Here is a 13326-nt window from a genome sequence, read left to right as displayed (position 1 = left end):
GAACCGCCATGCCCCACGCCGACCTCGTCCTCTCCGGAGGCCCCGTCTTCACCGCCGACGCGGTGCGCAGCCGCGCGAGCGCGGTCGCCGTCGTCGGGGGGAGGATCGCGGCCGTCGGACACGACGCCTCCGACTGGATCGGCCGGCGCACCGAGGTGGTCGACCTCGGCGGGCGGATGCTCGTCCCCGGCTTCCAGGACGCGCACGTGCACCCGGTCTGGGGCGGGTTCGACATGATGCGCTGCTGGGTCGGCGACGGAGCGACATCGGGCGACTACCTCGCGACGATCGCGGACTACTCGGCGCGGAACCCCGACGAGGAGTGGATCCTCGGCGGCGGCTGGAGCATGTCGGCGTTCCCCGGCGGCACCCCGACCGCGGCGGCGCTCGACGCGGTCGTGGCCGACCGCCCCGCCTTCCTGACCAACGCCGACGGGCACGGCGCGTGGGTCAACTCCGCCGCCCTGCGACTCGCCGGTATCGACCGCGACACCCCCGATCCCGCCGACGGGCGCATCGAGCGGCTCCCCGACGGCACTCCGTCCGGCACCCTGCACGAAGGGGCGATGGAGGCGGTGCGGCGCCTCCTGCCCGCCTCGACCGACGAGCAGATGCGCCAGGCGCTGCTGCTCGGGCAGCGCTACCTGCACTCGCACGGAGTGACCGGCTGGCAGGACGCGATCATCGGCTCCTACGGCGACGTCGGCGACCCGGGCCCGGCGTACGTGCGGGCGGCGGAGGCGGGGGAGCTGACCGCGCGGGTCCGCGGCGCGATCTGGTGGGACCGTGCGCGCGGCGTCGAGCAGATCCCGGAGCTGATCGAGAAGCGCGAGCAGTGGACGGCGGGCCGCTTCGCCGCGACGAGCATCAAGATCATGCAGGACGGCGTCGCCGAGAACTTCACCGCGGCGATGCTCGACCCCTACCTGGACGGCCACGGGGCGCACACGCACAACGACGGGCTCTCGATGGTCGACCCGGCGGTGCTGAACGAGGCCGTGCCGCTGCTGGACGCGGCGGGGTTCCAGGTGCACTTCCACGCGATCGGCGACCGGGCGGTGCGCGAGTGCCTCGACGCGGTCGAGCACGCGATCGCCGCGAACGGCCCCAGCGGCAACCGGCACCACCTCGCGCACCTGCAGGTCGTGCACCCCGAGGACGTGCCGCGGTTCCGGCGGCTCGGCGTCGCGGCGAACCTGCAGATGCTGTGGGCGGCGCTCGAGCCGCAGATGGTCGAGCTGACCCTGCCGTTCCTCGGCGAGGAGCGCGCGGCGTGGCAGTACCCGTTCGGCGACCTGCAGCGCTCGGGCGCGGTGCTCGCGGCGGGCAGCGACTGGTCGGTGTCGACCCCGGACCCGCTCGCGGCGATGCACGTCGCCGTGAACCGGCTCTCGGCCCCCTCGGAGCGCGGGGCGGCCGGGAAGTACGACGTGTTCCTCCCGGAGCAGCGGATCGACCTCGCGACGGCCCTCACCGCGTACACCGCCGGCTCGGCCTGGGTGAACGGCGCGGAGGCGGTGAGCGGCTCGATCGAGGTCGGCAAGGACGCGGACTTCGCGGTGCTCGACCGCGACCCCTTCGCGCACGACCCGCTCGAGATCGGCGAGACCCGCGTGCTCGAGACCTTCGTCGGCGGGACCCGTGTCTACAGCACCTCCGAGAGGACGACCTCATGACCTCCCTCCTGATCACCGGCGGGCACGTGCTCACCCCGGCCGGCGTCGTCGAGGAGCCGGTGCTGCTCGTCGACGGCCTGATCGCCGCGATCGGCGGCGAGGCTCCGGAGGGCGTCGAGACGCTCGACGCCGCGGGCGGGCTCGTGCTGCCCGGCTTCCAGGACAGCCACGTGCACCCGCACCACGCGGGCCTCGACATCCTCTCGTGCGACCTCACGCCCTACACGACGCGCGAGGAGTACCGCGGGGCGATCGCCGCGTACTCGGCGGCGAATCCCGACCTCGAGTGGATCGTCGGCGGTGGCTGGTCGATGGACTCGTTCCCCGGCGGACTGGCGACCGCGGCCGAGCTCGACGAGATCGTGCCCGATCGCCCGGCGTACTTCCCCAACCGCGACGGCCACGGCGCCTGGGTGAACTCGCGGGCGCTCGCGATCGGCGGGATCGACGACTCCACTCCCGACCCCTCCGACGGCCGCATCGAGCGCGACGGCGACGGGCACGCGCTCGGCACGCTGCAGGAGGGGGCGATGCAGATCGTCGCGCGGCACATCGAGCTCCCCACCGAGGACGACCTCGACGACGCCATGCTGGTCGCGCAGGAGCGCCTCTTCGCCTGGGGCGTCACCGGCTGGCAGGACGCGATCGTCGGAGCGACCAACGACGTGCCGGACACGCTCGACTCCTACCTGCGGCTCACCGCCTCCGGGGCGCTGAAGGCCCGCGTCGTCGGCGCGCTGTGGTGGGACCGCGGGCGCGGGATCGAGCAGATCGACGAGCTGGTCGCCAAGCGCGAGCGGGCGGCGGCCGCGGGGTTCCGCGCGACGAGCGTCAAGATCATGCAGGACGGCGTCGCCGAGAACTTCACGGCCGGGATGCTCGAGCCCTACCTCGACGAGTGCGGCTGCCCGACCCGCAACGCGGGCAAGAGCTTCGTCGACCCGACGTCGCTGCAGGAGATCTCGATCCGGTTGGACGCGCTCGGCTTCCAGATCCACTACCACGCGCTCGGCGACCGGGCCGTGCGGGAGGCGCTCGACGCGATCGCCGCCGCGCGCGCCGCCAACGGAGACTCCGACCTGCGGCACACGCTCGCGCACATCCAGGTGATCCACCCCGACGACGTGCCGCGCTTCGCCGAGCTCGGCGTCGTGGCCAACATGCAGCCGCTGTGGGCGCGGCACGAGCGCCAGATGGACGAGCTGACGATCCCCTTCCTCGGGGCGCAGCGCGCGCGGCGGCAGTACCCGTTCGGGTCGCTGTCGCGCGCGGGTGCCGCCCTCGCCTCCGGGAGCGACTGGCCGGTCAGCACCGCCGACCCGCTCGAGATCGTGCACACGGCGGTCAACCGCGCCAACGTCTCCGCCGACGGGAGCTTCCGCTGTCCGTTCCTCGGCGAGCAGGCCCTCTCGCTCGCCGATGCGCTGGCCGCGCACACCGCCGGCACGGCGTACCTCAACCACGACGAGGACGCCTCCGGCACCCTCGCTCCCGGGCTCGCGGCCGATGTCGTCGTGCTCGACCGCGACCCGTTCGAGCGGCCGATGAGCGAGATCGGGCTGGCCCGGGTCAGCGCGACGATCGTCGGCGGCGAGATCGTGCACCGAGCCTGATTCCCGCACCTCCCCGCACCGCCTACCGAGAAGAGAAGCGATGTCCTCCTCACGACCCCTGCGCGCGCTCGTCCCCTCCGCCCTCGAGTCCCGTCTCGCGCGGCGCACCTTCCTCGGCGGCTCGGTCGCGGCCGCGACCCTCGGCCTCGCGGCGTGCGCGAGCCCGTCCGGCGGCGGCGGCGATTCCGGAGGCGGCAGCCTCAGCATCTACACCTGGGGCGAGTACGACGATCCGGCGACGCTGACCGACTTCACGGCCGCGCAGGGCCCGTCGGTGATCGTCGACTCGTACAGCTCCAACTCCGAGCTCGCCGCGAAGCTCGGCACCGCCCGCGGCACCAGCGGCTACGACATCTGCGTGCCCACGCACTCGTACGTGGCAGAGATGGGCGCGGCCGGGCTGATCAAGGAGCTCGACCTCTCGCGCATCCCGAACTTCGCCAACCTCAGTTCCGCGGTCGTCGACACCCCCTTCGACCCGGGTAATAAATACAGCGTCTGCAAGGACTGGGGCTCGACCGGCTACGTCTACGACACCAGCGTCATCACCCGCGAGCTGACCTCGTGGGCCGACTTCCTCGACGCCGCGCAGAACGAGGCCTCGGGCAGCTTCTCGCTGATGGAGGACCAGGGCGAGGTCTCGTACACCTACTTCTTCGCGAACGGGATCGATCCGAACACCACCGACCCCGACGACCTCGCCGCGTTCCGCAGCTACTACCTCGACAACATCGCCCAGCACGTGCAGGCCTTCGAGTCGTACTCGAGCCAGTCGGTCAGCGCGTCGGCGCGCACGCTGATGCACGCCTGGAACGGCGATGCGCGCCTGGGCATCCTGAGCAACCCCGACCCCGAGCGCTACCGCTTCGTCTGGCCGTCGGAGGGCGCGAACCTCTGGCAGGACAACTGGGCCATCGTCGAGGGCGCCGAGAACGAGGACGCCTCCTACGCCTTCATCGACTACGTGCTCGAGCCCGACGCGTCGCTGAAGGAGCTGGCCTACATCGGCTACAACACCGGCGTCGAGGGCATCGAGGAGGCGGCGACCGCGGCGGGAGTGGAGCGTCCCGATCTGATCTTCATCGACGACGAGCGGATGTCGAAGCTCGTCTACAGCCAGATGACGAGCGCGACGCAGGACGTCATCGCGATCTTCGACGAGATCAAGGCGAAGGCGGGGCAGTGACGGAGCTCACGAACGGCGACGTCTCGTTCTGGTGGTCCTCCCTCGGGCGACCGGAGCCGCGCCCGTCGCTCCCCGAGTCGATCGACGTCGACGTCTGCGTCGTCGGCGCCGGCTACACCGGCCTCTGGACGGCGTACTACCTGAAGAGGGCGGCGCCCGAGCTGCGCGTCGTGATCCTCGAGGAGCGCTTCGCGGGCTTCGGAGCCTCCGGCCGGAACGGCGGCTGGCTGACCAACGAGATCACCGGAGGCGTCTCCTCCTACGCCCGCAGCCACGGTCCCGAGACGGTCGGCCGCTTCCAGGTCGCGGTGAACGAGACGGTCGACGAGGTGATCGCCGTCGCGCTCGCCGAGGGGATCGATGCCGACATCGTGAAGGGCGGCGAGTTCCAGGTCGCCCGCGGCGACGCGCAGAAGGCCCGCCTCGAGGCGACGGTGGCGGCCGCCCGCGCCCGGGCGCACACCGACGTCGAGCTGCTCGACGCGCGGGAGGCGTCGGCGCGGATCGCGGTGAGCGGCACCTCCGCCGGCATGTGGCACCCGCACTGCGCGCGCATCCACCCGGCGAAGCTCGCAGCAGGGCTCGCCCGCGCGGTCGAGGCGCTCGGGGTCGAGATCTACGAGGACACCCGGGTCGACGAGATCCGGGCCGGGGTGGCGGTCACCGCGCGGGGGAGCGTGCGCGCCCGATTCGTGCTGCGCGCGACGGAGGGGTTCACCGCCCGGCTGGCCGGCCACGAGCGGGAGTGGCTGCCGATGAACTCGTCGCTGGTCGCGACGGAGCCCCTCGGGGCCGAGGTCTGGGACGCCATCGGCTGGGCGGGGCGCGAGACGCTCGGCGACTTCGCGCACGCCTACATGTACGCGCAGCGCACCGCCGACGACCGCATCGCCATCGGCGGGCGCGGAGTGCCCTACCGCTTCGGCTCGGGGATCGACGACGACGGTGCGACCGATCCGCGCACGGTCGGGATGCTGCGCGAGATCCTCGAGCGCTTCTTCCCGGTGCTGCGCGGAGTCGGCATCGAGCACGTCTGGTCGGGGGTGCTCGGCGTGCCGCGCGACTGGCACGCGACGGTCGGACTCGACCGCGCCACCGGCCTCGGCTGGGCGGGCGGGTTCGTCGGCACCGGTGTGACGGCGACCAACCTGGCGGGGCGGACCCTCCGGGACCTGGTTCTGCAGGAGCTCGGCCCGGGGGAGCGGACGCCGCTCACGGAGCTGCCCTGGGTCGACCACCGCGTCCGCCGGTGGGAGCCCGAGCCGCTGCGCTGGCTGGCCGTGAAGACGCTCTACACCGCGTACGGCCTCGCCGACCGGGCGGAGGAGCGGGGCCGGCCGACGACGTCACCGCTCGCGAGCCTCGCCGACGTGGTCGCGGGGCGCTCGCACTAGGGCGTCACGACTCCCCGCGCTGGACGAGCCGCGACAGCACGATCGCCGAGCGGGTGTGGTCGACGTTGGGGGCGATGCGCACCTTCTCGAGCGCGAGCTCGAGGCTCGGGATGTCGCGCGAGCGGATGTGCACGATCGCATCGGCCGAGCCGGTGACCGTTCCGGCGTAGACGACCTCTGGCACGGCCGAGAGGATGCGGCGCAGCTCGTCGGGCGCGACGGTGCCCCGGCAGAACAGCTCGACGTACGCCTCGGTGCTCATGCCGTCGACCGCCGGGTCGACCTTGATCGTGAAGCCGCGGATCACGCCGTCGGCCACGAGGCGGTCGACGCGGCGCTTCACGGCGGAGGCGGACAGACCGACCACCCCGCCGATGTCGCCGTAGCCCGCGCGGGCGTTCAGGCGCAGCAGATCGAGGATCTTCCGATCGATGTTGTCCATGGCTCGAGGATAGGCGGGGAGGGTCGGCGGACGCCTTGCTCGCTGATCGAGTAGGCCGCGGAGCGGCCGTATCGAGATCCACCTCCGTCAGAAGGCGAGGTGTGCAGACCGCTCGTCTGACGCTGGTGGGTCTCGATACGCCCCTGTGGGGCTACTCGACCAGCATGGGGAGGCTGGCGAGGTCTGTGCGGACTCCTCGCCTGACGCTGGTGGGTCGCCCAGGAGAAGCGACCTCCTGAGCGGGGTCCCTCCTCGCTGATCGAGTAGGCCGCGGAGCGGCCGTATCGAGATCCACCTCCGTCAGAAGGCGAGGTGTGCAGACCGCTCGTCTGACGCTGGTGGGTCTCGATACGCCCCTGCGGGGCTACTCGACCAGCGGGCTGACTGGCTGGCGAGGTCTGTGCGGACTGCCCGCCTGACGCTGGTGGGTCGCCCAGGAGAAGCGACCTCCTGAGCGGGGTCCCTCCTCGCTGATCGAGTAGGCCGCGGAGCGGCCGTATCGAGATCCACCTCCGTCAGAAGGCGAGGTCTGCAGACCGCTCGTCTGACGCTGGTGGGTCTCGATACGCCCCTGCGGGGCTACTCGACCAGCATGCTGTGAGCGAGCGGGCGACGCTCGGAGGCAAGGGTAGCCTTGCCTCAGACATCCGACCGAGCCGGAGGGAGGCGCGTGCCCGCGTTCCTGGACGAGCTGGGCTTCGTGGAGCTGCTGGCGGCGCTGTTCGTCATCGTCTTCCTCCGCGCGCAGGCGACGTACTGGGCGGCGCGCGCGATCGTGACCGGCGCCGCCTCCCGCCGCGGGGGCCGCTGGCTGGAGTCGCCGGCGATGCGGCGGGCCTCGGCGCTTCTCGCGCGCTACGGCGCCCCGGCCGTCACGCTCAGCTTCCTCACCGTGGGGTTCCAGACGGTGCTCAACGCCGCGGCGGGGGCCTCGCGGATGCGCTTCCTCGTCTACCTGCTCGCGATGCTGCCCGGCTGCGCGGCCTGGGCGCTGATCTACGCGACCGTCGGCTTCGCCGTGCTCTGGGCCGTCATCGGCGCCGCGGCCGGGTCTCCGCTCGGGATCGCCTCAGTCGTCGTGCTGCTGATCGCCGTCGTCGTGGCGGTCGTGCTGCTCCGCCGCCGCAGCACGACGCACTGACTTCGCGCACCCCTCGCCAAACAGGCGAGCCGGGCTATATAGTTGCTCTCGGTCAATAGTTGACGCAGGTCAACCAGTGCACGCCGGTCATCCAGAGCCGGCCGGTGCAGACCGCATCGTCACGAGGAGCAGAATGTCCCGCCCAGAACGCGCCGCCACAGTGGAGCGCACCCCCGCCGGCCCCGACGGGTCCATGTCGCACCGCCAGGTGCTCGAATCCCTCAGCGGACTGCTGCTCGGCATGTTCGTCTCGATCCTCGCGGGCACGGTCGTGTCGACCTCGCTGCCGCTGATCATCTCGGACCTGAAGGGCGACCAGAACGCCTACACCTGGGTCGTCACCGCGACGCTGCTCGCGACCACGGTCTCGACTCCGCTCTGGGGCAAGTTCGCCGACCTCTTCAACCGCAAGCTGCTCATCCAGCTCGCCCTCGCGATCTTCGTGATCGGATCCGCGGCCGCCGGCTTCTCGCAGGACACGAACATGCTCATCGTGTTCCGCGTCTTCCAGGGCCTCGGCGCCGGCGGACTCGCGGCGCTGAGCCAGATCATCATGGCCGACATCATCAGCCCCCGTGAGCGCGGCAAGTACGCCGGCCTCTTCGGCGGAGTGATGGCGATCGGCACGGTCGGCGGCCCGCTCCTCGGCGGCGTCGTCACCGACGCGTTCGGCTGGCGCTGGAACTTCTTCATCGCGCTCCCCGTCGCGATCGTGGCGATCATCCTGCTGCAGGTGACCCTCCGACTCCCCGCGCACCCCAAGCGCACGGTGAGGATCGACTACCTCGGCGCCGTGCTCATCGCCGGCGGCGTCTCGCTGCTGCTGATCTGGGTGTCGCTCGCCGGCAAGAACTTCGAGTGGGCCTCGTGGGAGACCGCGGTCATGGTCGGCGGATCCGTCGTCCTGCTCGTCGCGGCCGTCATCACCGAGCTCACCGTCGCCGAGCCGATCATCCCGATGGGCATGTTCAAGAACCGCACCTTCAGCCTCGCCGTCGTCGCGAGCATCTCGGTCGGCGTCTCGCTCTTCGGCACCGCCGTGTTCCTCGCGCAGTACATGCAGCTCTCGCGCGGTGCGACGCCCACGCAGTCGGGCCTGCTGACGATCCCGCTGATGGCGGGCCTGCTGATCGCCTCGACGATCTTCGGCGGCATCATCTCGCGCACCGGCAAGTGGAAGGCGATCATGATCACCGGCGCCTCCTTCTCGATCATCGGCACGGCCCTCCTGAGCCAGCTGCGCTACGACACGAGCTTCGTGTACGTCGGCATCTCGATGGCGGTCCTCGGCGCCGGCCTGGGCATGCTCATGCAGAACCTGGTGCTCGTGGTGCAGAACTCGATCGAGGTCGAGAACCTCGGAGTCGCGACCAGCGCGGTCACCTTCTTCCGCAGCCTGGGCGGAACCATCGGCGTCTCGGTCCTCGGCTCGATCCTCGGCACCGTCATCGCCGATCGCACCGCCAGCGGCATCGCGGGACTCGCCCCGGCCGACCAGGCCGCGGCCGCGCAGGCGCTCGGCAGCGGCACCATCCCGCAGGTCTCCACCCTGCCCGACGCCGTGCGCATCGTGGTCGAGGGCGCCTACGGCATCGGCGTCGGCGATGTCTTCCTGTTCAGCATCCCGCTGGCGATCGTCACGCTGATCGCGGTGGCCCTGCTGCCGAACGTCGACCTCGGCACCAAGAACGCCGTGCAGCTGAAGGCGGAGCCCGCGCGCACCGTCGAGGCCGCGGAGGACGCCCTGATCGGCGCCTCCGACGGGCAGGCGGGACTGCGCCCCGTCGGCCAGGCCGTGGCGACCGACGAGGCCGTGCACCCGGAGGCCGTGCGCTCGGAGGGCGTGCGCTCAGAGGGTCGGCACGCCGCTCCCGTCGGGCACGCCCGTCACGCGGCACCCGTCCGACCGACCGGCTCGATCGACGTGGTCGAGCGACGCTGATGCCGTCGACCGCGCCGGCCCCGGCGAGCGCTCTGCTCGAGGTCGAGGAGCAGATCACCGCGCTCGCCGTCCAGGTGCGTGCCGCGGTCCGCGACGCGGCGGCGGCGATCGACCCGTCGCTGCCGCCGTTCGGGCTCCGGCTCCTCCGGATGCTCGAGCGCTGCGGGCCCGTCCACTCCAGCGCCGCGGCCCTCCAGCTCGGCGTCGACCGCAGCGCCATCAGCCGCCAGGCCCGGCAGCTCGGCCGGCTGGGTCTGGTCGAGATGACGGCCGATCCCGCCGACGGGCGTGCCCGCTTCCTCGCCCTGACGGCGGAGGGCCGCGCCCGGATGGCGGACCTCGGCGGCCTGCAGCGCCGCCGGATGCAGGAGGCGCTCAGCTCGTGGCCCGAGGCCGACCTGCGGGCGTTCGCCGGCTACCTCGAGCGGCTGACCTCGGCCTGAACCGTCAGGCCGGCGCCCCCAGCACCGCCGCGACGTGCACCACGAAGGCGCGCCGCCGGTCGCGGGTGCCCTCGCCGCCGCGCTCGGCGAACGGCGTCAGGTGCCAGATCTCGCACAGGCCGAGCAGCGCGATGAACAGGTCGTCGGGCGCCCAGCTCGCGTCCACGACTCCGGAGCGCTGCCACTCGAGAACCCGCGCCTCGGGGGCGGGGATGCCGCCCAGGCGCTCGCCCGCCTCCTCCCAGAAGCCGGAGCCCTCGAGGCGTGCCCAGGTGAGCAGGCGGAGGAACTCCGGGTGCTCCCAGACGTGGTCGAACATCCGCCCGGCGAGGTCGGGCAGATCGGCCGCCTCGGCGAGCAGGGTGTCGTCCAGCGCCTTCAGCGCCTCGACCACTGTCGAGACGAACAGTCCGCGCTTGCCGCCGTAGTAGGCGTAGAGCCGCTCCTTGTTGAGGCCGGCGGAGGCGGCGACCCGGTCGACCCGCGCCCCCGCGAACCCGTGCGCCGCGAACTCGGCGGTCGCGGCGTGCAGGATCCGCTCGCGCGCGGATGTCTTCTCGATGTTCGTCTGATCCACGCTTACACCTCCGGGCGCTCGAACAGTACACTCGTCAACGCCCAACCAACCAGTTGGGGTGGTTCAGTCTCAACGATGCGGCTCGGATCCGGACCCGCCGGTCCCGCTCCCTCCGCTTCGAAAGGCTCTGCAATGCCCGCGCCCTCCTCCTCCCGCCGCTGGTGGGTCCTCGTGATCCTCGCGATGACCCAGCTCGTCGTCGTCCTCGACGGCACCATCGTCACGATCGCCCTGCCCGCCGCGCAGGCCGACCTCGGTCTCACCGACGTCGAGCGCCAGTGGGTCGTCACCGCGTACGCGCTCGCCTTCGGCGCCCTCCTGCTCCTCGGCGGCCGCATCGCCGACTACACCGGGCGCAAGCGCACCTACCTCATCGGCATGATCGGCTTCGGCGCCGCGAGCGCCTGGGGCGGCGTCGCCTCCTCCGGCACCGAGCTCATCGCCGCGCGCGGCCTCCAGGGCGCGTTCGCCGCGCTCCTCGCCCCCGCCGCCCTGGCCCTCCTGACCGTGTCCTTCCCCGGCGGACGCGAGCGCAACACCGCGTTCGCCGTGTTCGGCTCGGTCGCCGGAGCCGGCGCCGCGGTCGGCCTCGTCCTCGGCGGCCTGCTCACCGAGTTCGCCGACTGGCGCTGGTGCCTCCTGGTCAACGTCCCCGTCGTGATCGTCGGCGTCGTCGCCGGTGCGCTGCTCGTGACCGAGAGCCGCGCCGAGGGCCGCAACCGCTTCGACATCGCCGGCACGATCACCGTCGCGCTCGGTCTCGCCAGCGTCGTCTACGGCTTCACCCTCGCCGAGCAGGGCTGGCTGCGCATCGACACCCTCGGCTTCCTCGTCGCCGGCGTCGTGCTGCTCGCGGTCTTCGTCCGCATCCAGGCGCGCTCCGACCACCCCCTGCTGCCGCTGCGCATCGTCGCCGACCGGGTCCGCGGAGGCGCGTTCCTCATCCAGGCGATCGTCGGCAGCGTCATGATCGGCTCGACCCTCTACCTCACGCTGCACCTGCAGCTGGTGCTGGGTCTCGCACCGCTCGAGGCCGGCCTCGCCAACCTCCCGATGACCGTCACGATCATGATCGTCGCCGGGATCGCCACGAAGCTGCTCCCGAGCGTCGGCCCCCGCGTCCTGATGATCGTCGGCCCGCTGATCGCCGCCGCCGGCCTCGTCTACCTCAGCCGCATCACCCCCGACGGCTCCTACCTCGTCCAGGTCCTCCCCGCGCTGATCCTGCTCGGCGTCGGCATGGCCATGATCTTCGTGCCCGTGCAGAACGTGGCACTGACCGGAGTCGCCGCGCACGACGCCGGCGCCGCCGGAGCGACCGCGAACGCCGCGATGCAGATCGGCGGCTCGATCGGCCTCTCGATCTTCACCACGATCTACGCCGGAGTCGCGGGGGAGCAGGGCTCGCCCGTCGAGTTCGTCGACGGCTACTCCGCGGTGTTCGTCGCGGCCGCGGTCGGCCTGGTGCTGGCCTCCGTCATCGCGTTCTCGATGATCCGCATCAAGAAGGAGGAGTTCCTCGCGCAGGCTCCCCAGGAGGCCGTCGCCCACCTGGGCTGAACGCGTACTCTGGAGGAATGAGCATCCAGGAGGTCGTCGGCGGTCGCACCGCCGTCGTCAGGTAGCAGCCGCTCCCGGTCCGTCCTCGGACGACCGGGCAGCGGCGCCTTCGGAACCCGGCCCCCGGGGTCGGTCTCTTCCGTCGCGCCTTCACACTTCCGGATCCGCCCGCGTCGTCGGGCCCCATCGAACGGTGCTCCCATGCTCCCCCTGACCGACCAGACCATTCGCGACTCCTTCGTGAACGCCTCCCGCAAGGAGGTCTCGGACCTCTCGCTGCCCACCGGCTTCGACACTCTCGACTGGGAGGCGATCGACCACCTCGGCTGGCGCGACCGAAAGATCGGCCGCCGTGCCTACGTCGTCGTTCCGCTCGAGGAGCGGCTCGTCGGCGTCGTCCTCCGGCAGGCCGACGCGAACCCGCGCTCGAGGGCGCAGTGCTCGTGGTGCCGCGACATCCGCCTGCCCAACGACGTCGTGTTCTTCGGTGCGAAGAAGGCCGGACCGGCCGGCCGGGCCGGCGACACCCTCGGCACGCTGATCTGCGCGAACTTCGAGTGCTCGGTCAACGTCCGCACCCGCCCGTCGGTCGCCTACGTCGGGTTCGACGTCGAGGCGGCGAAGGCCGAGCGGATCGCGACGCTGCGCGCGAAGACCACCGGCTTCGTCCGCGAGGTGCTCGGCGAGGCCTGAGCAACTGCGGGCGGAGGCGCTCAGCGCGCGGTCGACGCGCGCACGTGCATCCGCTCGCCCTGGCGGCCGAACAGGCTGAGGAACTCGACGGCCCTCTCGTCGGCCCGCCCGAACCAGTGCGGCACCCGGGTGTCGAACTCGGCGGCCTCGCCCGGCGGCAGCACCAGATCGTGCTCGCCCAGCCTCAGACGCAGCCGCCCGCTGATCACGTAGAGCCACTCGAAGCCCTCGTGGGTCCGCTGCTGCTCGGGCGCGGGCACCGGACCCGCGGGGATCGTGGTCTTGAAGGCCTGCAGCGCGCCGGCGTCCCTGCTGAGCGGCTGGATCACCATCCCGTGCCGTGTGAAGGGCCGGCCGTGCACCCGGGGATCCTCGGGAGCCGCCCCGACCAGTTCGTCGAGCGGGGCGCCGAGGGCCCGCGCGATCGGCAGGAGCAGCTCGAGCGTCGCGCGTCGCCCGCCGCTCTCGAGGCGCGAGAGCGTGCTCGCCGAGATCCCCGTCTCGGCGGCGAGCGACGCCAGGGTGCGGTCGCGCCGGGTGCGGAGGCGCCGCAGCCGCGCACCGACGGCCGCCACGATCTCGTCGTCGGAGGGGGAGTGCGCGGGATCCATGCTGCGAGCCTCCCACGCTCGGGGCGTGGTCATGCCATTACGGCACGG

General features: G+C 72.1%; 12 protein-coding genes. 9 read left to right on the top strand and 3 right to left on the bottom strand.

Annotation, left to right across the window (positions count from 1 at the left end; all coding sequences use genetic code 11):
• Window positions 1-8: 8 nt before the first annotated feature.
• Genes GRS92_RS01795 through GRS92_RS01780 form a run of 4 tightly spaced genes read left to right on the top strand, consistent with a single transcriptional unit; the run spans window position 9 to window position 5869 of the window.
• The gene (locus GRS92_RS01795; protein WP_159852716.1) at window positions 9-1676 is read left to right on the top strand and encodes an amidohydrolase; all 1668 of its coding nucleotides are present in this window, start codon (window positions 9-11) and stop codon (window positions 1674-1676) included.
• Complete coding sequence (locus tag GRS92_RS01790) at window positions 1673-3289, top strand: amidohydrolase (RefSeq protein WP_159852714.1); 1617 nt, start codon at window positions 1673-1675, stop codon at window positions 3287-3289. Before GRS92_RS01795 ends, GRS92_RS01790 begins: the two co-directional genes overlap by 4 nt.
• 40 nt (window positions 3290-3329) lie before the next feature.
• Window positions 3330-4475 (top strand): ABC transporter substrate-binding protein, encoded by a 1146-nt coding sequence (locus GRS92_RS01785; protein WP_159852712.1) that lies wholly within the window; start codon window positions 3330-3332, stop codon window positions 4473-4475.
• Window positions 4472-5869: an NAD(P)/FAD-dependent oxidoreductase gene (locus GRS92_RS01780; RefSeq protein ID WP_159852710.1), complete on the top strand. Its 1398-nt coding sequence runs from the start codon at window positions 4472-4474 to the stop codon at window positions 5867-5869. Before GRS92_RS01785 ends, GRS92_RS01780 begins: the two co-directional genes overlap by 4 nt.
• A gap of 4 nt (window positions 5870-5873) precedes the next feature.
• On the opposite strand, the gene GRS92_RS01775 is transcribed toward GRS92_RS01780, so the two are convergent.
• Complete coding sequence (locus GRS92_RS01775) at window positions 5874-6311, bottom strand: Lrp/AsnC family transcriptional regulator (RefSeq protein WP_056037720.1); 438 nt, start codon at window positions 6309-6311, stop codon at window positions 5874-5876.
• Between the two features lie 670 nt (window positions 6312-6981).
• Here GRS92_RS01775 and GRS92_RS01770 point away from each other — a divergent pair.
• The 3 genes from GRS92_RS01770 to GRS92_RS01760 all read left to right on the top strand — a co-directional run bounded on the left by GRS92_RS01770 (window position 6982) and on the right by GRS92_RS01760 (window position 9837).
• Entirely contained in the window at window positions 6982-7452 is a 471-nt protein-coding gene (locus GRS92_RS01770) for a DedA family protein (protein ID WP_159852708.1), read from the top strand.
• A 133-nt stretch (window positions 7453-7585) separates the two neighbouring features.
• Window positions 7586-9394, top strand: a complete 1809-nt coding sequence (locus GRS92_RS01765) for an MDR family MFS transporter (protein WP_442966215.1) — start codon at window positions 7586-7588, stop codon at window positions 9392-9394.
• The gene (locus GRS92_RS01760) at window positions 9394-9837 is read left to right on the top strand and encodes a MarR family winged helix-turn-helix transcriptional regulator (RefSeq protein WP_159852706.1); all 444 of its coding nucleotides are present in this window, start codon (window positions 9394-9396) and stop codon (window positions 9835-9837) included. Before GRS92_RS01765 ends, GRS92_RS01760 begins: the two co-directional genes overlap by 1 nt.
• Window positions 9838-9841: 4 nt before the next feature.
• Here GRS92_RS01760 and GRS92_RS01755 read toward each other — a convergent pair whose 3' ends face one another.
• Entirely contained in the window at window positions 9842-10414 is a 573-nt protein-coding gene (locus tag GRS92_RS01755; protein ID WP_159852704.1) for a TetR family transcriptional regulator, read from the bottom strand.
• A 132-nt stretch (window positions 10415-10546) separates the two neighbouring features.
• Between GRS92_RS01755 and GRS92_RS01750 the strand changes: the two genes are divergently transcribed.
• Window positions 10547-11974: an MFS transporter gene (locus tag GRS92_RS01750; RefSeq protein WP_159852702.1), complete on the top strand. Its 1428-nt coding sequence runs from the start codon at window positions 10547-10549 to the stop codon at window positions 11972-11974.
• Window positions 11975-12175: 201 nt separating this feature from the next.
• Window positions 12176-12667: an FBP domain-containing protein gene (locus GRS92_RS01745; protein ID WP_159852700.1), complete on the top strand. Its 492-nt coding sequence runs from the start codon at window positions 12176-12178 to the stop codon at window positions 12665-12667.
• A 20-nt stretch (window positions 12668-12687) separates the two neighbouring features.
• Here the strand turns inward: GRS92_RS01745 and GRS92_RS01740 are convergent, their stop codons facing one another.
• On the bottom strand, window positions 12688-13311 hold the full coding sequence (locus tag GRS92_RS01740; RefSeq protein ID WP_235021761.1) for a helix-turn-helix domain-containing protein: 624 nt from the start codon (window positions 13309-13311) through the stop codon (window positions 12688-12690).
• Window positions 13312-13326: the final 15 nt, after the last annotated feature.

It is taken from the genome of Rathayibacter sp. VKM Ac-2754, assembly GCF_009807095.1.
GTDB lineage: Bacteria > Actinomycetota > Actinomycetes > Actinomycetales > Microbacteriaceae > Rathayibacter.
The sequence above is the reverse complement of the archived record's forward strand: the minus strand, read 5'-3'. Positions and strand labels throughout refer to the sequence as shown.

What these genes read in the sequence shown, in the direction of transcription:
- GRS92_RS01795 (WP_159852716.1), top strand. Translation starts at nt 9, where the DNA reads ATGCCCCACGCCGACCTCGTCCTCTCCGGAGGCCCCGTCTTCACCGCC.
- GRS92_RS01790 (WP_159852714.1), top strand. Translation starts at nt 1,673, where the DNA reads ATGACCTCCCTCCTGATCACCGGCGGGCACGTGCTCACCCCGGCCGGC.
- GRS92_RS01785 (WP_159852712.1), top strand. Translation starts at nt 3,330, where the DNA reads ATGTCCTCCTCACGACCCCTGCGCGCGCTCGTCCCCTCCGCCCTCGAG.
- GRS92_RS01775 (WP_056037720.1), bottom strand. Translation starts at nt 6,311, where the DNA reads ATGGACAACATCGATCGGAAGATCCTCGATCTGCTGCGCCTGAACGCC.
- GRS92_RS01765 (WP_442966215.1), top strand. Translation starts at nt 7,586, where the DNA reads ATGTCCCGCCCAGAACGCGCCGCCACAGTGGAGCGCACCCCCGCCGGC.
- GRS92_RS01760 (WP_159852706.1), top strand. Translation starts at nt 9,394, where the DNA reads ATGCCGTCGACCGCGCCGGCCCCGGCGAGCGCTCTGCTCGAGGTCGAG.
- GRS92_RS01750 (WP_159852702.1), top strand. Translation starts at nt 10,547, where the DNA reads ATGCCCGCGCCCTCCTCCTCCCGCCGCTGGTGGGTCCTCGTGATCCTC.
- GRS92_RS01745 (WP_159852700.1), top strand. Translation starts at nt 12,176, where the DNA reads ATGCTCCCCCTGACCGACCAGACCATTCGCGACTCCTTCGTGAACGCC.
- GRS92_RS01740 (WP_235021761.1), bottom strand. Translation starts at nt 13,311, where the DNA reads ATGACCACGCCCCGAGCGTGGGAGGCTCGCAGCATGGATCCCGCGCAC.